Raw genomic sequence first — 21,406 nt, forward strand, 5'->3', positions numbered from 1 at the left:
AAGGTGACCAATGTTACTTCTTAGGGCTAAAGACTCAAGTAAAAATTGATAAAACTCGGGAAATCGATAACTTATGTTAAGGAAATACGCGAGTTGGAATAAAGGTGAGTGAGTAAATGCGGCAAAACAGAAAAGAACGTAGAAAAGGGCCAGACGGTTTACAACGCTTGTTTGTGATTATTTCCCTGTTAGCGTGGACCATGTTTATTTGTTCTTTGGTGGTTTATCACTACGCAAGGCCGGAAATTGCTTATAGTGCTTTTCAAACAAGCGATGGCCAAGGTTATCGAGATCACTGGATTGAAGACTTAAGACAAGTATTTGTATTACTGCTCTGGGCTTGTTGCGGCATTACTTTAGCGGGGATTTTTGTTAATTGGAGCCGTTCTCGCCGCAAAACAGACTATTTCAAGATGAACATGGGTCTGTTAGCAGCGATTGTGATAGCGATTTTGTTATTCTATTACCTTAAATTATTTAGTGCTTAGACAGAACGGTATGAATGGCGCTAGTTAGCTTTTGTAATTGTTTATCGGAGATGGTGTAGGGCGGCATGATGTATACCAATTTACCAAAGGGTCTTATCCATACTCCTAACTCAACAAACTTTGCTTGAATATCGGCTAAATTTACTGCTTTTTTAGTTTCAACAACGCCTATTGCACCTAACACTCTAACGTCGGCGACGGCATCTAACGCCAAGCATGCCTCAAGCTGGGCCTTGAGTGACTGTTCTATGCTCAGTACCTTAGTTTGCCAATCTGAAGCAATCAGCAAATCTATACTGGCGTTAGCTACTGAGCAGGCCAATGGATTGCCCATAAAAGTAGGTCCATGCATAAATACGCCAGCCTCTCCGCTACAAATGGTATCTGCTATCGACTTGCTGGTTAAGGTAGCTGCTAGGCTCATATAGCCACCAGTTAGGCCTTTACCTAAGCACAAGATGTCAGGTTCTATTTGAGCATGCTCACAGGCAAACAACTTCCCGGTGCGGCCGAATCCAGTGGCAATCTCATCAGCAATTAATAGAAGCTGATATTTGTCACACAGCTGTCGAAGCTGCTTCAAATACTCTGGGTGATAGATACGCATTCCACCCGCGCCTTGAACGACGGGCTCAATAATAACAGCGGCAATTGATTGGTGGTGCTTTTCCAGCAATTGTTGCATTGGTTTGATATCTTGCGGATCCCAGCTTTGCTCAAATCGAGTTTGCGGTGCATCGCAAAATAGATGCTCTGGTAAGAACCCTTGGTAGAGCTGATGCATTCCTCCATTAGGATCACACACTGACATAGCACCAAAGGTATCACCATGGTAACCATTTCTCACCGTGGCAAACTTGGCGCGTTTTTCACCTTTGGCATGCCAGTACTGCAGGGCCATTTTGAGTGCCACTTCTACCGCTACCGAGCCGGAGTCACTAATAAATACTTGCTGCAAATTGTGGGGTGTTAAATCAACTAACTTCTTTGCGAGCTCTACTGCAGGTTGATGAGTCAACCCTCCAAACATCACATGTGACATATTGGATAGTTGTTGGTGGGCCGCATCATCAAGCTCTTTAACACCATAGCCGTGAATACACGCCCACCAAGAGGCCATGCCGTCTACCAAACGTTCACCATTTTCTAGGACGATTTCGCAGCCTTCTGCAGCAGCAACTGGATAGCAGGGCAAGGGATTAACAGACGAGGTATAGGGATGCCATAGGTGTTGCTGGTCGTAATCTAAATCTATGCTCATTTATTAACCGTTAGTAAAGTGTTGGGTTTTTTGAAGTTGACAGCGGCTTAACTGTCGCTAGACTAGCGGATTATTATTTCTAAAGAAAGCTTCACAAATGACTCAAGCACTCCGCCACGATTGGACCGTACAGGAAGTAAACGATTTGTTTGCTTTACCGTTTAACGATTTGTTGTTTCAGGCTCAATGCGCTCATCGCGCTAATTTTGACCCGAATCAAGTACAGGTTTCCACCTTGTTGTCGATTAAAACTGGTGCCTGTCCAGAGGATTGTAAGTATTGCCCGCAAAGTGCTCACCATAAAACCGACCTTAAAACAGAGCGTTTGTTAGAAGTTGAACACGTGCTAACTGAAGCTAAAAAAGCTAAGGCTAATGGCTCAACCCGTTTTTGTATGGGAGCGGCTTGGAAAAACCCTAAACAACGCGATATGCCGTACTTGGTTAAGATGGTCGAAGGCGTTAAAGAAATGGGTATGGAAACCTGTATGACTTTGGGCATGCTTGAGAAGCAGCAAGCCGAAGAACTGGCAGTTGCCGGTTTAGATTATTACAACCATAACCTTGATACCTCGCGCGAGTATTACCAAGAAATTATTACTACACGTACTTACGACCAACGCTTAGACACCTTAGATAACGTGCGCTCAGCAGGTATGAAGGTGTGCTCTGGCGGTATTATGGGCATGGGTGAAACCGCAACAGATAGAAGTGGCTTGTTGGTTCAACTGGCTAATCTTCCACGTCACCCTGAAAGTGTGCCGATTAACATGCTAGTTAAAGTGAAGGGCACTTTACTAGAAGGTGTTGATGATATGGATCAGTTTGAGTTCATTCGATGTATTGCGGTAGCTCGAATCATGATGCCGCGCTCTCACGTGCGTCTATCTGCTGGTCGTGAAGAAATGAATGAACAAGTTCAAGCGCTTTGTTTTATGGCGGGTGCAAACTCTATATTTTATGGATGTAAGCTCTTAACAACGCCTAACCCTGATGAAAACCAAGACATGCAGTTGTTTAAAAAGCTCGGGATCCGCCCAGAGCCAGCAGCGCTTAAAAATGGCACTGAAGAACAAGAAGAAGACCTCTACAAAACCTTAGTTAAACAACAGCAGAAGAATAGCCCATCTCAGTTTTATGACGCTTCATAAATGGCCTTTGAATTTGTTAAAGAACAAGTAGAGCAACGCAAGCAACAGCAGTTGTTTCGTCAGAGGCGTTGCCAATCGAGCGCTCAAGGTCGTTTGATTGACATTGAAGAGCAACGCTTTGTTAATTTTTCAAGTAACGATTACCTTGGTTTATCTCACCATGCCAAAGTAATTGAAGCCTGGAAAAAAGGTGCTGAGCGTTACGGTGTGGGAAGTGGTGGTTCGCCACTGGTTACTGGATTTCAACAAGCCCATTATGAGCTTGAAGAAACGCTATGTGATTGGCAGGGGCGAGAAGGGGCTTTGTTGTTTAATAGCGGTTTCTCCGCTAACCAAAGCGTGGTCAAGGCTTTGCTCTCCAAAAATGATGTATTAATCCAAGATAAACTTAATCATGCATCTTTAATGGAAGCAGGCGTGTTGTGTGATGCCAGCTTCATGCGTTTTAAGCATAACTCTGTGCCGCAACTGGCTAAAAAGTTAGCTAGCCAAAATAGAGCTAACTGCTTGGTGATCACCGAAGGTGTATTTAGCATGGACGGTGATCAAGCGCCATTAAAGGCTATCAGCGATCTATGTAAACAACACAAGTCGTGGTTAATGGTAGATGACGCCCACGGAGTGGGGTGTTTAGGAGAACAAGGCGCTGGTTCGTTAAATCACCAAGGCCTTAGTCCCGATGATGTGCAGATCCAGATGATAACCTTTGGCAAAGCTTTGGGGGTTTCCGGTGCAGCCATTCTGTGTGACCAAGAGCTTAAAGACTACCTTATTAACTTTGATAAAAGCTATGTTTACTCCACTGCAATGCCGGCTGCACAAGCTTGCGCTATCACAGAATCTATTAAGGTGCTGCAAAGAGAGCCTGAACTACAACAAAAGCTAGTAAGTAATATAACGTTGTTTAAAGGCTTAGCTAAGGAAAACGGTATAGCGCTCACTGATTCTAATACAGCTATACAACCGATAATTGTTGGTCAGGCTGAAAAAGCCTTGCTAATGGCTCAATCCCTGCAAAACAAGGGCTTTTGGGTATCGGGTATTCGGCCACCAACGGTACCAGCGAACACTGCTCGGTTGCGGGTTACCTTAAGTAGCCATCATCAAGAACAAGATATTGTTGGTCTTATAAAAGCCATTTCTGAAGTAAACAAAGATAACTATGATCATCGATAAACAGCAGGTTGCTCGTCATTTTTCCAAAGCTGCTGACTCATATAATGACTACGCCGAACTACAACGCAACATCGGCCACCAACTGCTGAGCTACTTGCCAGCTCAAGACTATTCGTTGGCTGTCGATTTGGGCTGTGGAACTGGATACTTTGCTACAGCCCTAAAAGCTCAAGTGGATAAGGTAATTGCTTTAGACCTGTCTTTAGCTATGGCAAACAAAGCTAAGCATTCTGCCAAACCATTTGCTGCAATGGTGAGTGATGCAGAGCAGCTAGCACTAGCAGATAGCAGCGTTGACTTGGTCTATTCAAGCTTGGCTTTACAATGGTGTAACGACCTTACTATAGCCTTGAGGGAAATTAAACGCGTGCTTAAGCCTAATGGCATTTTGTTATTTTCTACCCTTAATCAAGGCACTTTATTTGAGCTAGAAGATGCCTGGGCAGATGTAGACAAGCATCGTCATGTAAATCGATTTCTTACCAATGCAGAGATTGAAGAAGCTGCCAATAATGCGGGTTTTGCCGATACCGAGTTTTATCAGGAAAAACGAACACTTTGGTATGAGCATGCCTTTCTGTTGTTAGCTGACTTAAAAGGAATTGGCGCTAATTATGTAGTTGGCGGTGAACCTAAGGCCACAAATCGCAGTCAACTTAAAACCATGGCTAAAAACTACAAGGCTAAATACAGTTCGGCAGATAAAAACAACTGCATTAGTGCAACATATAAGGTGAGCTACGGAGTATTAATCAATGCTTAAGTCCATTTTTGTCACCGGTACAGATACCGAAGTGGGTAAAACAGTAGTGAGTTGTGGCTTGGTGAAAGCCTTGCAAGGCAAATTTTCTATCGTTAATGGATATAAACCAATAGCAGCAGGAACAGAAATTTTTGCTTTAGGTGAAGGCAATGAAGACGCCTTCGCGCTGATGGGTGTAAATTCCAGTGAACTTAGCTATTCAGACGTTAATCCCGTCATGTTAAAACATGCCATTGCCCCCCACATAGCTGCAAATATAGAAAACACGCCTGTTAATACTGAGCTAATGACCAGTGGCTTACAAAACCTCTCCAGTAAATCTGACTTCGTTGTTGTTGAAGGAGCAGGGGGGTGGCATGTTCCTCTTAATGATAGTGGATTGATGATGTCTAACTGGGTTGCAGAACAACAAATTCCAGTCGTATTAGTTGTTGGCGTTAAGTTGGGATGTCTTAACCATGCCTTGCTTACAGTTGAAGCTATAAAAGCCAGTGGTTGTAAGTTGGTGGCTTGGGTTGCTAATAATTTAAATGAAACTTCAGATATATCAAAACTGAATATCCGCTATTTGCAAGCTGCCATTGAAGCGCCTTGTATTGCTGAACTTCCCTATAACACCAGCCTTGATGCGGATTTGGCGGCTGAATGTTTTGAACTTGATGCGCTAATCAGCAAAATCTAAAACCTTCGCCAGGTTCAAGCCATTGAAATTTGTGAGCTATACCCCATATATTAAGGTAGTTGGGTTATTCCATCATAATTGAGGAAGACGATGAAACGTATATTGTTGTTTTTGGGCACTAACTTAGCGGTAGTTTTGGTGCTTGGCATAGTGATGAACATAGTGTTCTCTGCTCTGGGAATTTCAACCCAAAGCATGGGCGGTTTATTGATATTCTGTGCCATATTCGGCTTCGGTGGCTCTATCATTTCTTTGCTTATTTCCAAATGGATGGCAAAACGATCTACCGGCGCTCAAGTTATTACTACTCCAAGAAACCAAACCGAAGCTTGGCTAGTTGATACTGTTGCTCGACAAGCTAAAGCAGCGGGCATTGGTATGCCCGAGGTTGCCATTTACAATGCCCCAGATATGAATGCTTTTGCTACTGGAGCTAAGCGAGATGACGCCTTAGTCGCGGTAAGTACCGGACTGTTGGATAGCATGAGCCGTGATGAAGTGGAAGCGGTACTCGCCCATGAAGTTAGTCATATTGCCAATGGCGACATGGTTACTCTTACCTTAATTCAGGGTGTAGTGAATACCTTTGTAATGTTCCTTGCTCGCATTATTGCAAACGTTATTAGTTCAGCAATGAGCAACAATAACGAAAACGGTCAAGGTATGGGCACCTTTGCTTATATAGCTACCGTGTTTGTGCTAGAAATGGTATTTGGCATTCTTGCGAGTATTATCGTCATGTGGTTTTCGCGTCAGCGCGAATACCGAGCAGATGAAGGTTCTGCCAAGCTAGTGGGCAAAGACAAGATGATTAATGCTCTGCAACGTTTAAGTGGAAGTAGGGAGCCAGAAATGGAGGGCTCTATGATGGCCTTTGGCATTAACGGTAAGCGCGCCATGAGCGAGCTGTTTTTAAGCCACCCACCTCTTGAAAAGCGCATTGCCGCCTTGCGAGCGCGTTAAGCTCGGCAAATAGACCAAAAACTTTAATAAAAGTGCCGTTTCGTCGGCACTTTTTTGATCTTGCGCTTAATTTTTGAGCGTAAACTTTTAAGTTTGTAATATCCTCTTAATTTTTTAAACTGTTTGCTTTCCTTTTGCGCCCGGCACAAGCAGAATGGTTAGCTAGTTTTAGTTGTATACTCAGGAAGAGTTAAGAACTATCAGGGATATGAAATTTACCTTTTTATCAATCAAACTAAGTAAGATTGGGTTACTGTTTCTTTTAAGTAGTTTCTTACTTGCATGCCAAAGCCAAACTCAAGCTCTTCGTGTAGCTGTGTCTCCTTGGTTGGGCTTTGAACCTATATTCCTGTCTAAGCAGCTTTCCTTCGAAGGCTCGAATACTTACACCGTTAATGAGCTCACTACCCCCAGCCATGTAATGCATGCACTTAAAAGTGGTCAAGTGGATGCTGGTTTCCTTAGTCTTACCGAAACAATCAGTTTATTAGCAGAGCGAGTTGATCTAACGGTTGTCGCAGTAATTGACCGCAGTGTTGGCGGCGATGCTTTGGTTACACGTCAAGACATCAACAGTATTGAACAATTAAAGGGCGAGCGTATTGGCTACGAGAGCCTATCGGTAGCCTCGCTGGTGATGGACGATTGGCTACAAGATACCAAGGTTAATGCAGATGATTTTGTTCTAGTCGAAGCCAAACTGGATGAGCAACTAGCGCTATTTCGTAAAGGCGAAATTAGCGCGGTGATGACCTCGGGTCCAATTCAAAGCCGTTTGGTAGATAACTTATCTGCCAACGTATTGTATAAAAGTGCTGCGCAAGGCCAGCCTTATTACCGAGTGATGGTGGTCAGAACTGAAGTGCTGCAAAAAAAGCGAAATAGCATTTCGCAATTATTGAAAAACTTTTATAAAGCAAACACTTGGTTAGAAGAGCATTCGCGAGAAGGTTACAAATTAATTGCTAAACGAACCCAACTCTACAGTAAAGAGGTTCGTCAAGCGTATGGAAATATTCAAATGCTTAATGCTCAGCAGAGCATTGCACTTTTCTCTGGTAATTTTATTTTAGGACTTGCGCAAGAAAAAGCGCAACGTATGGCTGAGTTGGAATTGATCCACCGGGCTCCTGATTTGTCGCGACGTTTTACCAGCGAGTGGTTATTGGAGTTAAACGGTGTATAGGTTTAAGCGGATTTCATTGAGTGTAGTAATACCTATTTTAGCCTTGGTATTATTAGTTATTGCTCAGAGTTTATTGTTGTTAGGCACGCTGCATGAGCAACGCACTAAGATGGCAGAACATGCTAGCCAACGTTTGTTGCATATTGGCTATCAATTACAACAAAGCCTTTCCGACAGCTTGTCTCGTCATCAATGGGATATAGCGGAACGCCAACTAACCTTAGTGGCTTTAAATCAACAACTAGATTCACTGCAAGTTATCGATCCTCAGGGCTTGGTCCAAATATCTAACAAACGCGCAGAAAAGAGTTTGTTTGCTGCTGATAACGCCAACTACTTCAATACCGAGTTATTTAACCAGGTTAAAACCAAACGCTCTCCAGTATCTCAAGTTTTACCAGAGCATTGGCAAGTGAACCTTTATCTTCCTTTAGATATGGGACCGAGAGAAGACAGCCTGCGCAGAGCTGAGCAAGGTGCAATATTTGTTAGTTATAACCTGCAAAATACTTGGCTAGTTAAGCGCCAAATGATTATTGATGAAGCGATAAAAACCTTCATTTATATGTCGGTGGCTATGTTATTGCTGGTATTAATGCTTAACCGGCTTTTAGTAGCGCCAATCAACAAGCTAGCGGGGCGTACTAAGCAAATTCAAACTCATCGCAACGCCAATATTGTGGCAAAAAGCCAAGGCGAGATTGGAGCCTTAGAGCATGCCATTGGTAAGATGGCCAGTGGCATTCATAGTAGTTTTGCTCAACTGCAGCGTAGTGAGCAGCGTTGGCAGTTTGCCTTAAGTGGCTCTGGAGATGGTATTTGGGATTGGAACCTAATAACCAACTCTGTGTATTACTCGCCGCAATGGAAAGCCATGCTGGGTTATAAAGATAGCGAAATAGGTGAAAAGATTGAAGAGTGGGAGTCTAGGATCCATCCTGAAGACTTAGACAAAACCCTCAATGAATTGCGTAAGCATCTTAAAAAGAAAAATAAAGTGTACGAGTCGATGCACCGTGTTAAGCATAAAGACGGCCACTACCTGTGGGTATTGTCTCGTGGCATGGTAGTGGAGCGCAGCGAGCGTGGTTTGCCTTCTCGAGTGATTAGCACCCAGACAAATATATCGGAAGTTCGTTCTGCTCAAGAGTTAGTGCGTTTTCAGTCTTCTCATGACGACATTACACGTTTGTCTAATCGTAGAAAGCTGCTTGAGAACTTAGATCTAGAAATTGAAAGAGGGCGCAAGTCTAATAAAATTGGCGCGCTTATCTATCTCGATATTGACCACTTTAAAAATGTTAACGATATGCTTGGTCATGCCGCGGGTGACTTACTGCTGCGATTAATTGCTCACCGTCTTAGAGAGGGACGAACTAGTGCCGAAACTGTTGCCCGTCTTGGTGGTGACGAGTTTGCTCTGTTAGTGCCTAATCTATCTAGCGACCGTGAAGAAGCTAAGCAACTTGCCGCTAATATGGCTGAGCATTTAGGCCGTGTTATTCACAAAGAGTTTGTGATCAAGGGTAATCAGATATCTTTGAACCTCACCACCGGTGTTGCGCTGTTTCCTAATCACGATAACAATGCCACTGAGATTTTACGCCAAGCTGATATCGCGCTTTACCACGGTAAAGATAATGAACGCTCAAGTGTTCATGTTTTCTCTGACCAAATGGCCGATGAGATCCAAGAGCGTCACCAACTAACCAAGATGATGAGAGAAGCGCTCGAAAACGAAGATATGGTGGCGTACTTCCAACCTCGTTATAACGATAACTTTGAGATGGTTGGAGCCGAAACCCTATTGCGTTGGTTTGATACTAAACTTGGTTGGATTTCACCTGGTCGCTTTATTCCTTTAGCAGAAGAAACAGGTTTAATCCTTACAATTGGTCAATGGGTAATGCGAAGTGCCTGCGAGACCTTAAAAACTTGGGAAGAGCGCGGCTTACCAGAAAACTTTAAAACTTTGTCGATTAACGTAAGCCCTAACCAGTTCCACCGCGATTCCTTTGTCCAAGAGACCTTGGCTACCATTCAAGAAGCGGGCTGTGACCCTAAACTTATTGAGTTAGAGATTACCGAAGGCGTGTTGGTAGATAACGTTCAAGATACTGTGGAAAAAATCCAAGCCTTAAGGGACATCGGTGTTCGCTTCTCAGTAGATGATTTCGGTACAGGTTATTCATCGCTGGCTTACTTAAACAAGTTACCGATTAACTGTTTGAAGATTGATAAGTCTTTTGTGAGCGAATTACAAAGTGGTGGTAGCGAATGTGCAATTATTACCACCATTATCTCTATGGCAGAGAACTTAGATTTAGAAGTTATTGCTGAAGGTGTAGAGACAGAATACCAATTAGAGTTTTTGAAATACCGTCGTTGTACTGTGTATCAAGGCTTCTATTTTAGTGAAGCGCTAGAGCCTGAAATCTTTGAAGAACGTTTGTTCATTGGTCAGGCTGAGACAGCCTGACCAATGACGTTTACCTAAGCTTTCCTGGTCCAAGTGTGGAACTTTTCTAGGTAAGACAATACTTTTTGGGGAGCGTGATTGCGCTTCCATTCCCCAGCGACATATTTGTTGGCTTCCATCATGGTTGGGTAAGCGTGTATGGTGCCAAGGATTTTGTTTAAACCTAAGCCATGTTTCATTGCTAGGGTAAACTCTGCCAGAAGCTCACCTGCATGTTCTCCAACTATGGTTGCACCAAGTATTTTATCTTTACCGGGAACGGTAAGCACTTTGATAAAGCCTTTGGTTGCACCTTCTGCGATGGCGCGATCTAGCTCTTCTAGTTCAAATTTAGTTACTTCGTAACTGATATCTTGTTGCTTGGCATCCTGCTCATTTAAGCCTACTTTCGCTACTTCTGGATAGGTATAAGTGGCAGCCGGTATTACCGAGTAGTCAGCTTTGAACTTTTTGAAACGGCCAAACAAGGCATTTACTGCTGCGTACCATGCTTGGTGTGCGGCAAAGTGAGTGAATTGATAAGGACCTGCTACGTCGCCTACGGCATAAATATTGGGGAAGTTAGTTTGCAGGTGTTCGTTTACCGCGATGGTGCCACGCTCAGAGTTCTCAATGCCCAGCTCTTCAAGGCCAAAACCTTTGGTATTGGCAACGCGCCCTAGTGCCAGAATAACTTTATCAAATACAAGTTCTTTTTCCTGATCGCCTTTGATAAGTTTGACTCTTTGCAGGCCGTTTTCTTTATGGAAGCTAATTGCTTTCCAGCCCAATAATAAATTGATGCCTTCATGGGTAAACTGTTCTTCTAGAAGTTTACTCACTTCTAGATCTTCCCTTATTAACAGGTGGTCGGCCATTTCAATTTGAGTCACCTCTGAGCCCAGTCTAGCAAAGCTTTGAGTTAGTTCACAGCCGATAGGACCGCCGCCCAATACCAACAGCTTTTCTGGTAGCTCCTTTATTTGCCAAAGAGTATCTGAGGTTAAATAGTCAACATCTTGAAGGCCTGGAATCGCAGGTACTAGTGGTCTTGCGCCAGTGGCTACAACGATGTTTTGAGTAGTAACTTTTTTGCCATCTATTTCTACTTCCCAAGGGCTGATGATTTTAGCGGTGCCTTGCACACAATTTACGCCCAGCTTGGTATAGCGCTCTACTGAGTCATGAGGTTCTACCTGTTGAATAACGTTATGTACGCGCTCCATTACCTTGCTAAAATTGGCTTGTGCTTTCACTTTTTCATAACCAAGCTTTTCTGCGTTGTTGGCTTCATAGGCAAACTTAGCACTTCGAATTAAGGCTTTGGAGGGAACACAGCCGGTGTTTAAACAATCACCGCCCATTAAGTGTTTTTCTACTAAAGTCACTTTAGCTTTAACTGCTGCTGCTATGTAGGAGCTTACTAAGCCACCAGCGCCGGCACCAATCACTAACATGTTGTTATCGAAAGAAGTTGGTTTGGTGTATGCCGCATACACTTTGCGTTTCTTAATGCTATTTAGGATTGCTTTGCTGATGTAGGGAAGGATTCCCAGTAGAGTGAAAGCAATTAGCAAAGATGGCGAAAGTATACCCGCTAAGCTGTCTAGCTTAGCTAACTCGGTACCAGCATTTACATAAACTACAGTTGCTGGGAACATGCCGATTTGGCTAACCCAGTAAAAGGTTTTAAGTGGTAGCTTGGTTAAGGCCATAACCAAGTTGATTAAAAAGAACGGAAATACCGGAATCAGCCTCAGGCTTAATAGGTAAAAAGCGCCTTCTTTCTCTATGCCTTTATTAATGCTTTTTAGTTTTTCAGCATAACGTTGTTCTAAGCTGTCTCTAACGAGGTAGCGCGCAACGATGAAAGCTAAGCTAGCACCAATAGTGCTGGCAAAAGACACCATGATGACGCCATTCACTACGCCAAATAATGCACCAGCAAGCAGGGTAAGCAGGGCTGCGCCAGGGATAGAAAATGCGGTTACAAATACGTAAAGGAAGAAATAAGCCACAATAGATACTAAGAAGTGATTTTCTACAGTTGCTTGTAAATCTGCTTGGCTTTGTTTGATGGTTTCGAAGTTTAGCCATTGGCCTAAATCGAACCAAAGGATGAGACCGACAATAACAGCTAGCACCGCTACAACAATCAGTTTACTTGGTTTCATATATTGTTCTCAAAATAGTAGTGACAGTTTATAGACCGATAAGCTTATGATTCTATTTCACAAATTTTACCTTGTTAGTATAGGCTAATATAAAATCCCTGATTTGCTTGGGCTTATTTAGATCTAATAGGGGTAAATCTGTTTCAAGCTTATCGGGCGTAGCTATAGCGATGATTTGCTGATCCGTTGGATGCAATACGGGCTTAGCATTAAGCTTGCGGTATATTTCTATCTTAGTCACGTTATTGTGACGATAGCCCTCTACTATTACCAAATCACAATGAGACCAGTTCACCCAATTTAGTTGTTCATCGAGTTCGTCATGTTGCTGCTGAACGCTAAAATGATAGCGCTTGTTTGGGCAAGCAAGAATTACTTGGTCTGCCCCTGCTTCTACAAATTGGTGGCTGTCTTTACCGTGCTTATCAAGTTCTAGCTTGTGATGACTGTGTTTGACGACCACGACTCGTAATCCTTGCTCCTTGAGCAACGGAATCAGTTGGCTTAGTAAGGTTGTTTTCCCGCTACCACTATAGCCTGCTAAAGCAATAATTGGTTTTGGCCAGTTTTTAGCCATTTTCTCTCCCTGTTAACTATTTTTTACCAATTTAACAAAGCCTAAGCAGATAAGTAGTTTTAAACTTTAAAAAAAACATTAAACTGAGCGCTTAAAGGATTATCTAAGGATTTGTGCATTTGTTTTTTCGCTTGTGGCCGATGTTGCTTGTTTTGTTTACCACTTCGGTAGCAGCGATAGATTTTGATTACCAGGGTATTTCTGGCGAATCTAAGGACAATGTTAAAGTCTATTTAGAAGCTCAAACCTTTCCCGACAATAGCAGTGCCCGCCGTATTATTAGCGCGAGTAGTGAACAAACTAAACGTGCCTTGCGCGCCCTTGGTTACTATCAAAGTCAAATCAATATTACCGAAACTGGCGAAAAAAGCTTTCTAGTTGATGTAGAGCTTGGAGAACGCCTGCGGGTGAATAAGTTCGAATTTGAGTTTGTTGGCGCAGCTAACCAAGACAGCCGTTACACTGGAGCTGTCGCACGAAGTGGTTTAGCTGAAGGTCAAGTATTTACTCACGCTGCTTACGATAACCTTAAATCAGAATTTAATCGCTTAGCTTCTCGCTATGGTTATTTCGATGCGGTTTATCATAAAGCAGAAGTCAAAATTAGTATTGTTAACAATACCGCCGACATCTATCTCAGTTACGATTCTGGCGACCGATATCGCTTTGGTGACATTATATTTACCAACCCCGAATTGCCTCGCACTATGTTTGCTAATTTAGCTGAGTTTAGCTCACAAGATCACTATGATTCTCAAAAAGTAGGTGAGTTTAATCAGCGCTTAGGCGAAACCGACTATTTTCAAGTGATTTCTGTTAGACCAGACATTGGCAATCGTCATGATGGTGACATCGATTTATTGGTTGGCTTACAATTAAAACCCCGCGATACCTTTGAAGTGGGTGGGGGTATCACCACGGATATTGGCCCAAGAATACGTTTAAAGTGGACTCGTCCTTGGGTAAACGACAACGGTCATAGTATCGCCTTTGAAATTGAGGCTGCAGAGCCTAAGCAAAGTGCCTTGTTTGTTTACCGGATCCCAATTGATAACCCAGTGGATGATTACGTTGATATTCAAGCTGGTTATATTCGTGAAAAAACCAACGACACCGAAAGTGAAAAAACCATTGTGTCTACTACGCGGCAATGGCGTTTAGACAACGATTGGAAGCCCTCGCTGTTCCTTAAGTGGCAACACGAAGAATATCGACAAGCAGACCAATACTCAGTTTCTAATTTGGTGTTGCCGGGTGCAAACTTTGCGCGGCTGCGCACCCGCGGAGGTTTAGACCCTTATTGGGGAGATAACCTTCAAGCAAGCGTAGAAGTAGGTCACCCATATTGGGGCTCCGATGTAGAAATGTTACGTCTTGCTACTTTAGGAAAATGGCTACGCTCCTATCAAAGCCACCGCATTTTACTTCGGGCCGATTTGGGCGGCATATTGGTAGATGACATTACCGATGTTCCTGCATCGATGCGTTTTTTCGCTGGTGGTGACCAAAGTATTCGTGGTTACGATTATAAAACGATCAGTCCAAAGAATGACGATGGCCAATTAATTGGTGGTAAATACCTTACAGTTGGTAGCGTAGAGTATAACTACCAGTTCGCTGAGAAATGGCGTTGGGCTACCTTTGTTGATGCCGGCACTGCCACCAATGACTTCTCCGAGCCTGTTTCCGTGGGTGTTGGAATGGGTATTCGTTGGTTAACCTTGATTGGGCCATTACGTTTAGATTTCGCTAAGGGCCTACAGAATGAGTCTGACCCTTGGCGCATCCACTTTTCATTGGGGCCTGATTTATGATTTTTCGGGCGGTGAAATATACCCTTATCTCGATAAGCGCTTTGTTGTTTTGCTTAGTTTTTGCCTTATCGTTTACGCCTAGCACTCAATGGATACTAACTAAAGTAAGCGATTTTGTTGATGGCTTAAGCATCGTTGAACCTGATGGCAATTTATATAGTGGAATTAGTGCACAATACCTAAGTTGGCAACAGGCTGGGCTGTCTGTAGAACTAGAAGAACTCGATTTTACTCTGGATTGGGTGTGCATTAGCCAAACTCAACTCTGTGTTGAGAAACTTATTAGCTCTAAGCTCTCGGTAATGGTTGATACAGTTGCAATGGCAGAAGCATCAGCTGATGAACCTACAATCGAAGAGCCAGAAGAAAGTACTGGGCCTTGGCAGCCTCCGTTTCCATTCGTACTAAGTCTTCTAGATGTAAACGAGGCCTCGATTATTATTGATGGCATCGATATTTCATGGCAAAAAATAGTCGCCCAAGCAAACTGGGTGCAACAGACAATTCAAGTAGAACGACTACATTTAGAGAACTGGCAAGTTAGTTTACCAGCAGCTCCAGATAAAGCAGACAAACCAAAGGCTGCCGCAAAACCTGTTCAAGATTTACTGCCGCTGAACATAGACGTCCCACAAATTACTATGCCTTACAAAGTGGATGTAGCTGATCTGCAACTAACCAAAGGTAAGTTAATTCTCGATTCCCAAGAGCTTGTCTTTCCTGTGGCTAGGCTGAAGGGCGTCTTAGGTTTTGCTGACATAAAATTAAACGAACTCTATGCAGAAAGCCCTTGGGGTAATCTTCAATTAAGCGGTAGCCAAGCTTTCCAAGGTCGTTATTTATCAAAGCTAGAAGGCTCATGGGACATGCCTTTAGGTGAACAGCAGTTAATTACCAACTTTAGATTATTAGGCGATGGTGACGACCTAGATGTCGAGCTAAATACCGCTGGCTTAGTAGATAGTCAATTAGATGTTCAAGTTGCTTGGCTTCAAACTAACTTACCTTTTGAAATAAACGCTGATTTAGCCAAAGCGTTTACCTTAGTAGAAGAACAGTTAAGCTTAACAAGCCTTAGTTTACGCACTAGTGGCGACTTGTCTGGTTATCAGTTACAACTGCAAAGTGACTTAGCTGGAATTCAAGATCTTTGGTTGAACGCTCAGCTAACAGGTGACCTTAATCAACTACAAGAATTTGCTATTCAAGGTGAATTGCTAGAAAAGCTTGTCATTAATCAGTCTGAAGAGAAGCAAGATCTTGATTCAAGTGAGTTAGACGAAACCGATCTTCAGCAAGAAAACAGAAATGTTGTGGGTGGTTTTCAGTTTACTGGCGACGCAGCTTGGCAACCCAAACTTAGCGCTCAAGTAAATGCGAATATTGACAACTTACAACTGAGTCATTGGTTAGATTTAGGTGAGGACATGGCCTTACCTGATTTAGATGGTGAACTGATTGCTAAAATTGACGAACAAGTTTGGTCACTGGAAAAAGCAAATATAAGCGGAGAGTGGTTAGCGCTACCTCTAAGCATAACGGCTACCGCGAATGGCGACTTAGCTAAGCAAAGCAACCAACTAAAGGCGCTAATTAGCTTAGCCAATACCCAAATTGATAGCAGTGTGAACTTAGACGCCGAGACCGTTCAGCTTAATGCAAATCTAACGGCTAGTCAGTTAGGTGAACTACCTTGGTTAGAGAACGGAGAAGCTAACGCGGTAATTAATGTTGATGGAGAGCTTTCTCAACCTAAATTTAATTGGCAAATCCAGGCGGGGCAAATCAAAAATAGAGAGCTTTCACTAGACACGCTAACCAGCACCGGTAATTTACGTTTAGATGAAAGCTTTACCGGTAAACTTGAGCTTGCTCTTGCAAACCTAAAAGTAGCAGGGGAGTTGGTTAACGAAGCGTCTATCCAGTATCTAAGTGAAAACCAGAGCCAAGAATTAAGTCTCGCAGTAGAGCAAAGCGAACGTAATCTTCATTTAGATTTACAAGGTGAGGGCACTTTAAGTTCTTGGCAGGGGCAATTAGCAAAGGCCGATTTTACCGCGGAGTTAGGCACGTGGTATTTATCTAACCCCATAGCGCTGTCTTATGAAGAAACGGTAGCTAGCATCGGAGAACATTGTTGGTCTCGAGATAGTAGCGAGCTGTGTTTACTCGAGCCCTTCTCAACAGACGGTAACAGTAAGCTAGATTTACGAATAAAAGACTTCGATTTTACGGTTATGAATCACTTGATGCCTGAAGGAACAGAATTAGTAGGCCAAGCATCGGCAGATATAAATGCGCAGTTTAATCAATGGAATCCAGAAACCGCCAAGCTTTCAATACGTTTAAGTCCAGGACACGTTTCTCAAAAAACCGAACTTGAAGAAGTTAAGTTAAGTTACAAAATTTTAGATGTAGATGCCGATTTGTCGGGCGAAAAATTAAACTGGCAAGCTTTGTTTGAGTCTGATGAGCTGGGCGCTTTGCGTACATCTGGCGTCACTTCTATCGATAAAGACGGGCAAATAGACGGCAAACTAGATATCGACAACATTCGCCTCTCTCCATTACTGCCTTTTGTTACGGTGCTAGATAATTTAGAGGGCCGTATTGACGGCGAAGTAGTGGTTAAAGGTAAGGTGATATCACCGAAGTTAGATGGTGAAATCAATTTAACTGAAGGCTACGTTTCCGGACCCGATGTTCCTTTAAGCATTGAACAGCTAGAAACCAAGGTGCTGTTAGACAACCAAAAAGCCAGCATTGATGGCAAATTTAATAGTGAAGGTAGAACCGCTCAGTGGCACGGCCAGTTTGCTTGGCCAAACAATAAGCTTGAAGGCGAGTTAGACATTAATGCTAAGTTGTTACCAATTATTGTTGATCCCTACGCTACCTTGGCGGTATCTCCAGATATTAAGATTAAACTGGTTGATGATCTTGTCGATGTTGGCGGAACCATTGCAGTAGAAGAAGGCGCAATTAAAGTTAAGTCCTTGCCAGAATCCGCAGTATCAGAATCTTCAGATGCCATTGTGATAGAAGAACAAGGCGAAACGGTTGCTTCGCAACGAACGAAAATAGATGTAACAGTGACTTTGGCCGAGGTGATAACTCTGGAGGCTCTTGGTCTAAACACCAACCTAAAAGGCCATTTAAACCTAAAACAGCAACCCAGTGAGCCGCTATTGGCTGACGGTCGAATTGAGTTGGTTGATGGTAAGTTTAGAGCTTATGGGCAAAACCTTCTTATTGAGAAAGGTTGGATCATGTTTACCGGTCCTTTAGAACAGCCCTATTTAGATATTGAAGCGGTACGCAACCCTGATACTATCTCAGATGATGTTACCGTAGGGGTACAAGTAGTTGGGTTGGCTGATGCGCCGCAGGTGAGTTTATTTTCAGAGCCCTCAATGTCGCAAAATGAAATGTTGTCATACTTACTTCGTGGCCGCGCTTTGAGTGATAGCGAACAAGATGACAATGCTTTATCGTCTATGTTACTAAGCGCGGGTATTGGCAGAGCTGAGGGCTTAGTTGGTAATGTAGGTAGTACCCTTGGCCTTAATGATTTGTCTTTGAGTACTGCCGGCTCTGGCAGCTCTACTCAAGTAGAGGTGAGTGCCTATGTGTTACCTGGCGTTCAGGTAAGGTACGGGATGGGAGTGTTTGACCCTGTTAACGAGTTAACCATTAAGTATGAGATTCTGCCAAAATTGTTTATTGAAGCATTCTCGGGTTTAAACAGTGCTTTAGATGTTTATTACGAGTTTTACTTGGAATAAGAGAACCTGTCGCTCAGTTAATTGGGACAAGAAGAAAAGTTATGAATAAACCAATCTTTACCAGAGCACTAATTGTTGCTGCCATCGTGGGCTCAGTGCTTAACTTAATTAATCAATGGGACATCATAAACGGGGCTAACCCGAGATGGGGTGCTTTACTATTTACCTATTGTGTACCCTTGTTAGTGTCTTATTTTAGCGGCGTGATGGCCAATGGTAATAAATCAACTAGCGGTAACGAGGAAGGCATAAACGAGCAGCTTCTCTCAGCGGTATTAGACTTAGAAAAATCATTAGAGCAAGTTGAAAGACTTCCCGCTATCACTAGACAACACTTGCTAAGCATTAAGACTCTGTTAAAAACTAAAGCTTAAACCAACAAACAACTTACTAAGCTGCGCCGTTGATTAACATTCAATCATTTCCTTTCTATATAAATACGTTTTTCATTCAGTTTTATATGTTGCGCATGAGCCAGATCTCACATATTGAATATCGTAAAACATAAAAACTATAAAATAATAGCCTGCAACAGGTGCTTAAATCAAAATCGTTGTTGAAAAATACAAAATGGTTTCGGAGATCAAATGAGCACAATTAACCTAACGGTTAAGGAAAAAGTAGCCTACGGCTTGGGCGACATGGGATGTAACTTTGTATGGCAAACAGTAATGCTATTTTTAGCTTACTATTACACCGACGTATATGGCTTATCACCGGTTCATATGGGAACAATGTTCCTGTTAGTTCGTTTTATTGATGCTGTTACTGACCCCATAATGGGATCGCTGGTAGATAGAACTCGGACTAAACACGGTCAGTTCAGACCGTATATTTTATGGATGGCGATTCCATTTGGTATAGCGTGCATGGTGACATTCTATACACCTGATTTAGGCTCCACTGGCAAAGTTATTTACGCCTATGCTTCGTACATTCTGCTCACCCTAATGTATACCGCGATAAACGTACCTTATTGTGCCATGGCTAACGCTATGACAAACGACCCTAAACAGCGCGTATCATTGCAGTCTTATCGTTTTGCCTTAAGTACGGCTGGTGGATTAGTAGTCGCGTTAGTTGCACTTCCTTTGGTTAAATATATAGGGCAGGGCGACGAACAAAAAGGTTATTTAGGTGCCATGGTTATCATGGGTATCGGCGCAATGTTGTTGTTCTTTTACTGCTTTGCCAATACCAAAGAGCATTACACAACCGAACTTAGCACTAGCAAACGCAGTTCTGCCTTAAGTGATGTTAAATTACTTTGGAAAAACGTGCAGTGGCGGGTGCTGTTTATCTTAAACATCGTATTGCTTACCGGTGTTGTATTAAAAGCGGCTTCAACCATGTACTACGTAAACACGGTAATGGGACGCGCCGACCTAGCAACGATGATGATGGTGGCGGGCATGTTGGCTAATATCGTTGGCGCCATGGCTTCTTCACCAGTGCTTGGTCGCTTCGACAAAATTAAAACTTATAAAATGCTGATTGGTATTTCAGGTGTTTTATCTGCAGCAATGTTCTTTATTGAACCAAGCAATGTGGTCATGGTGTTTGTTGTAATGATTGTGTTGAGCGTCGTTCAAATGAGCACTACGCCTTTGCTATGGAGCATGATGAGCGATGTGGTTGATTATGAAAAATCACGCAGTGGTCGTTCGTTAAGCGGTATGGTTTTTTCTACCAACTTATTCGCTATTAAAGCTGGTATTGCGATTGGTGGGGCAATGGTAGGTTGGATTCTTGCTGGAGCTGGCTATGTAGGTGGTGCAGAGCTGCAATCTACTCAGGCAACAACTTGGATTAACTTACTGTATACCTTTATCCCAGGGCTGTTCTTCTTCTCATTGGTATTTGTTATGCACTTCTACCGATTAGATGCGAATACCTTAAAACTTGCTAAGCAGCAAACTGCCGAGCAACAAAGCAAACTCGCTTCTCAAGCTATATAAAGAACCCGAGGGTTTAAAACGAAAAAGCCAACATCGAAGATGTTGGCTTTTTTATAAGCGACGATTTTTCTAGTATAAGAGACTGAAGTATTTTCGGCGGTATTGTGAAGATAGAGGATCGCCATTTAGCGTGGCTAACATATCTAAAAAGTTCTTCTTAATTTGCCCGTCTAAGCACTCTAGGTCTCGTTGTAGAATTGCTAAAAGTAGGTCTAGCGCTTCTTGGTTACGTCCAGCCTGGGAATACTGAATAGCCAAGCTTAAACGCAACTCAGGGCTGTCTTCACTGGTGTCCAATTTGCTTTCTAATGCTTTAATTTCTGGACTCTCAGCCGCGGCCTTTAATAATTCAAGTTGGCTGGTTAACTCGTGAAAGTCAGCTTGCTGATCTTCCAGTGGCAAAGCGTTCAACAGTGTTTCAGCTTCATCAGCAATTTGATTGTTAAGTAAAGCTCGAATCAATACTAAGATAATGTCGTTACGCTGTGGCGCAAGCCTGTGAGCCTCACGAATGACGGTTAAGGCTTCTGCCGATTGATCTGCGGCTAACAAGGCTTGAGCTTGGTTAAACAATTGTTCTTCTGGTGGTGGAAGGTGGCGAACAATAGTTTCGGTGATTTGTTCAGGAGACGGAACTTCTGCAAAACCATCTACCGGGCGACCTTCTTTTAAAATAACCACTGCAGGGGCTTGGGCTACGCCTAATTGCTGGGCAAGCGGGGCTAACTCATCCATATTTACTCGCGCTAAGGTAAAGCTGCCGCCAGTTTGTTGGTGAATTTGTTGTAAAAGTGAAAATAGCGCTTCGCACTGCGGGCTAGACGGCGACCAAAAATGCACCACTACAGGTAGGCTCATTGAGCCTTCAATTAACACTTGTTGGGCGTTCTCAAAACTAATATCGATGACAGACGTTGTGGGCTGCATAGCGTTTTCCGTTGGTTGTTTAGCCTTAATTTGGTGACTAAAAG

The 21,406-nt window shown here is 43.0% G+C and carries 16 protein-coding genes; 12 read left to right on the forward strand and 4 right to left on the reverse strand.

Annotated elements, in window-relative coordinates; translation table 11 throughout:
- Positions 1-116 precede the first annotated feature (116 nt).
- On the forward strand, positions 117-488 hold the full coding sequence (locus tag G6R11_RS20595; RefSeq protein ID WP_163135002.1) for a hypothetical protein: 372 nt from the start codon (positions 117-119) through the stop codon (positions 486-488).
- Here the strand turns inward: G6R11_RS20595 and bioA are convergent.
- Positions 478-1,749: an adenosylmethionine--8-amino-7-oxononanoate transaminase gene (gene bioA, locus G6R11_RS20600; RefSeq protein WP_163135004.1), complete on the reverse strand. Its 1,272-nt coding sequence runs from the start codon at positions 1,747-1,749 to the stop codon at positions 478-480. The genes G6R11_RS20595 and bioA overlap by 11 nt on opposite strands.
- A gap of 97 nt (positions 1,750-1,846) precedes the next feature.
- On the opposite strand from bioA, the gene bioB reads away from it, so the two are divergent.
- The 7 genes from bioB (at position 1,847) to G6R11_RS20635 (ending at position 10,148) form a co-directional block, all read left to right on the forward strand.
- The gene (gene bioB, locus G6R11_RS20605; RefSeq protein WP_163135006.1) at positions 1,847-2,899 is read left to right on the forward strand and encodes a biotin synthase BioB; all 1,053 of its coding nucleotides are present in this window, start codon (positions 1,847-1,849) and stop codon (positions 2,897-2,899) included.
- Positions 2,900-4,075 (forward strand): 8-amino-7-oxononanoate synthase, encoded by a 1,176-nt coding sequence (gene bioF, locus G6R11_RS20610; RefSeq protein ID WP_163135008.1) that lies wholly within the window; start codon positions 2,900-2,902, stop codon positions 4,073-4,075.
- Positions 4,062-4,838, forward strand: a complete 777-nt coding sequence (gene bioC / locus G6R11_RS20615) for a malonyl-ACP O-methyltransferase BioC (protein WP_163135010.1) — start codon at positions 4,062-4,064, stop codon at positions 4,836-4,838. The genes bioF and bioC overlap by 14 nt, the downstream gene beginning before the upstream one ends.
- Positions 4,831-5,520 (forward strand): dethiobiotin synthase, encoded by a 690-nt coding sequence (bioD, locus tag G6R11_RS20620; RefSeq protein ID WP_205472986.1) that lies wholly within the window; start codon positions 4,831-4,833, stop codon positions 5,518-5,520. Before bioC ends, bioD begins: the two co-directional genes overlap by 8 nt.
- A 90-nt stretch (positions 5,521-5,610) precedes the next feature.
- Positions 5,611-6,483 carry a protease HtpX gene (gene htpX, locus G6R11_RS20625; protein WP_163135014.1) on the forward strand — a complete coding sequence of 291 codons (873 nt, stop codon included), beginning with the start codon at positions 5,611-5,613 and terminating at the stop codon, positions 6,481-6,483.
- Between the two features lie 208 nt (positions 6,484-6,691).
- On the forward strand, positions 6,692-7,669 hold the full coding sequence (locus G6R11_RS20630; protein ID WP_255494637.1) for an ABC transporter substrate-binding protein: 978 nt from the start codon (positions 6,692-6,694) through the stop codon (positions 7,667-7,669).
- A 16-nt stretch (positions 7,670-7,685) separates the two neighbouring features.
- Positions 7,686-10,148, forward strand: a complete 2,463-nt coding sequence (locus G6R11_RS20635) for a bifunctional diguanylate cyclase/phosphodiesterase (RefSeq protein WP_163135018.1) — start codon at positions 7,686-7,688, stop codon at positions 10,146-10,148.
- A 14-nt stretch (positions 10,149-10,162) separates the two neighbouring features.
- On the opposite strand, the gene G6R11_RS20640 is transcribed toward G6R11_RS20635, so the two are convergent.
- Positions 10,163-12,301, reverse strand: coding sequence for an FAD-dependent oxidoreductase (locus G6R11_RS20640; protein ID WP_163135020.1), 2,139 nt, complete (start codon positions 12,299-12,301; stop codon positions 10,163-10,165).
- Positions 12,302-12,353: 52 nt separating this feature from the next.
- Entirely contained in the window at positions 12,354-12,878 is a 525-nt protein-coding gene (gene mobB / locus G6R11_RS20645) for a molybdopterin-guanine dinucleotide biosynthesis protein B (RefSeq protein WP_163135022.1), read from the reverse strand.
- Positions 12,879-12,991: 113 nt separating this feature from the next.
- Here mobB and G6R11_RS20650 point away from each other — a divergent pair, with 113 nt between their 5' ends.
- The 4 genes from G6R11_RS20650 to G6R11_RS20665 all read left to right on the forward strand — a co-directional run bounded on the left by G6R11_RS20650 (position 12,992) and on the right by G6R11_RS20665 (position 20,435).
- Positions 12,992-14,692, forward strand: coding sequence for an autotransporter assembly complex family protein (locus G6R11_RS20650; RefSeq protein ID WP_163135024.1), 1,701 nt, complete (start codon positions 12,992-12,994; stop codon positions 14,690-14,692).
- On the forward strand, positions 14,689-18,477 hold the full coding sequence (locus tag G6R11_RS20655; RefSeq protein WP_163135026.1) for a translocation/assembly module TamB domain-containing protein: 3,789 nt from the start codon (positions 14,689-14,691) through the stop codon (positions 18,475-18,477). The genes G6R11_RS20650 and G6R11_RS20655 overlap by 4 nt, the downstream gene beginning before the upstream one ends.
- A 41-nt stretch (positions 18,478-18,518) precedes the next feature.
- Entirely contained in the window at positions 18,519-18,851 is a 333-nt protein-coding gene (nrtS, locus tag G6R11_RS20660) for a nitrate/nitrite transporter NrtS (RefSeq protein ID WP_163134870.1), read from the forward strand.
- Between the two features lie 213 nt (positions 18,852-19,064).
- Complete coding sequence (locus tag G6R11_RS20665) at positions 19,065-20,435, forward strand: glycoside-pentoside-hexuronide (GPH):cation symporter (protein ID WP_163135028.1); 1,371 nt, start codon at positions 19,065-19,067, stop codon at positions 20,433-20,435.
- Positions 20,436-20,504: 69 nt separating this feature from the next.
- Here G6R11_RS20665 and G6R11_RS20670 read toward each other — a convergent pair whose 3' ends face one another.
- Positions 20,505-21,362 carry a tetratricopeptide repeat protein gene (locus G6R11_RS20670; RefSeq protein WP_163135030.1) on the reverse strand — a complete coding sequence of 286 codons (858 nt, stop codon included), beginning with the start codon at positions 21,360-21,362 and terminating at the stop codon, positions 20,505-20,507.
- Positions 21,363-21,406 lie beyond the last annotated feature (44 nt).

Source organism: Agarivorans sp. Alg241-V36, from assembly GCF_900537085.1.
In the GTDB taxonomy this organism is placed as follows: Bacteria; Pseudomonadota; Gammaproteobacteria; order Enterobacterales; family Celerinatantimonadaceae; genus Agarivorans.

Coding starts and splice junctions, on each gene's coding strand:
- nrtS (WP_163134870.1), top strand. CDS start 18,519: ATGAATAAACCAATCTTTACCAGAGCACTAATTGTTGCTGCCATCGTG.
- bioB (WP_163135006.1), top strand. CDS start 1,847: ATGACTCAAGCACTCCGCCACGATTGGACCGTACAGGAAGTAAACGAT.
- G6R11_RS20670 (WP_163135030.1), bottom strand. CDS start 21,362: ATGCAGCCCACAACGTCTGTCATCGATATTAGTTTTGAGAACGCCCAA.
- G6R11_RS20640 (WP_163135020.1), bottom strand. CDS start 12,301: ATGAAACCAAGTAAACTGATTGTTGTAGCGGTGCTAGCTGTTATTGTC.
- G6R11_RS20655 (WP_163135026.1), top strand. CDS start 14,689: ATGATTTTTCGGGCGGTGAAATATACCCTTATCTCGATAAGCGCTTTG.
- G6R11_RS20630 (WP_255494637.1), top strand. CDS start 6,692: ATGAAATTTACCTTTTTATCAATCAAACTAAGTAAGATTGGGTTACTG.
- bioF (WP_163135008.1), top strand. CDS start 2,900: ATGGCCTTTGAATTTGTTAAAGAACAAGTAGAGCAACGCAAGCAACAG.
- mobB (WP_163135022.1), bottom strand. CDS start 12,878: ATGGCTAAAAACTGGCCAAAACCAATTATTGCTTTAGCAGGCTATAGT.
- bioA (WP_163135004.1), bottom strand. CDS start 1,749: ATGAGCATAGATTTAGATTACGACCAGCAACACCTATGGCATCCCTAT.
- G6R11_RS20595 (WP_163135002.1), top strand. CDS start 117: ATGCGGCAAAACAGAAAAGAACGTAGAAAAGGGCCAGACGGTTTACAA.
- bioD (WP_205472986.1), top strand. CDS start 4,831: ATGCTTAAGTCCATTTTTGTCACCGGTACAGATACCGAAGTGGGTAAA.
- bioC (WP_163135010.1), top strand. CDS start 4,062: ATGATCATCGATAAACAGCAGGTTGCTCGTCATTTTTCCAAAGCTGCT.
- htpX (WP_163135014.1), top strand. CDS start 5,611: ATGAAACGTATATTGTTGTTTTTGGGCACTAACTTAGCGGTAGTTTTG.
- G6R11_RS20665 (WP_163135028.1), top strand. CDS start 19,065: ATGAGCACAATTAACCTAACGGTTAAGGAAAAAGTAGCCTACGGCTTG.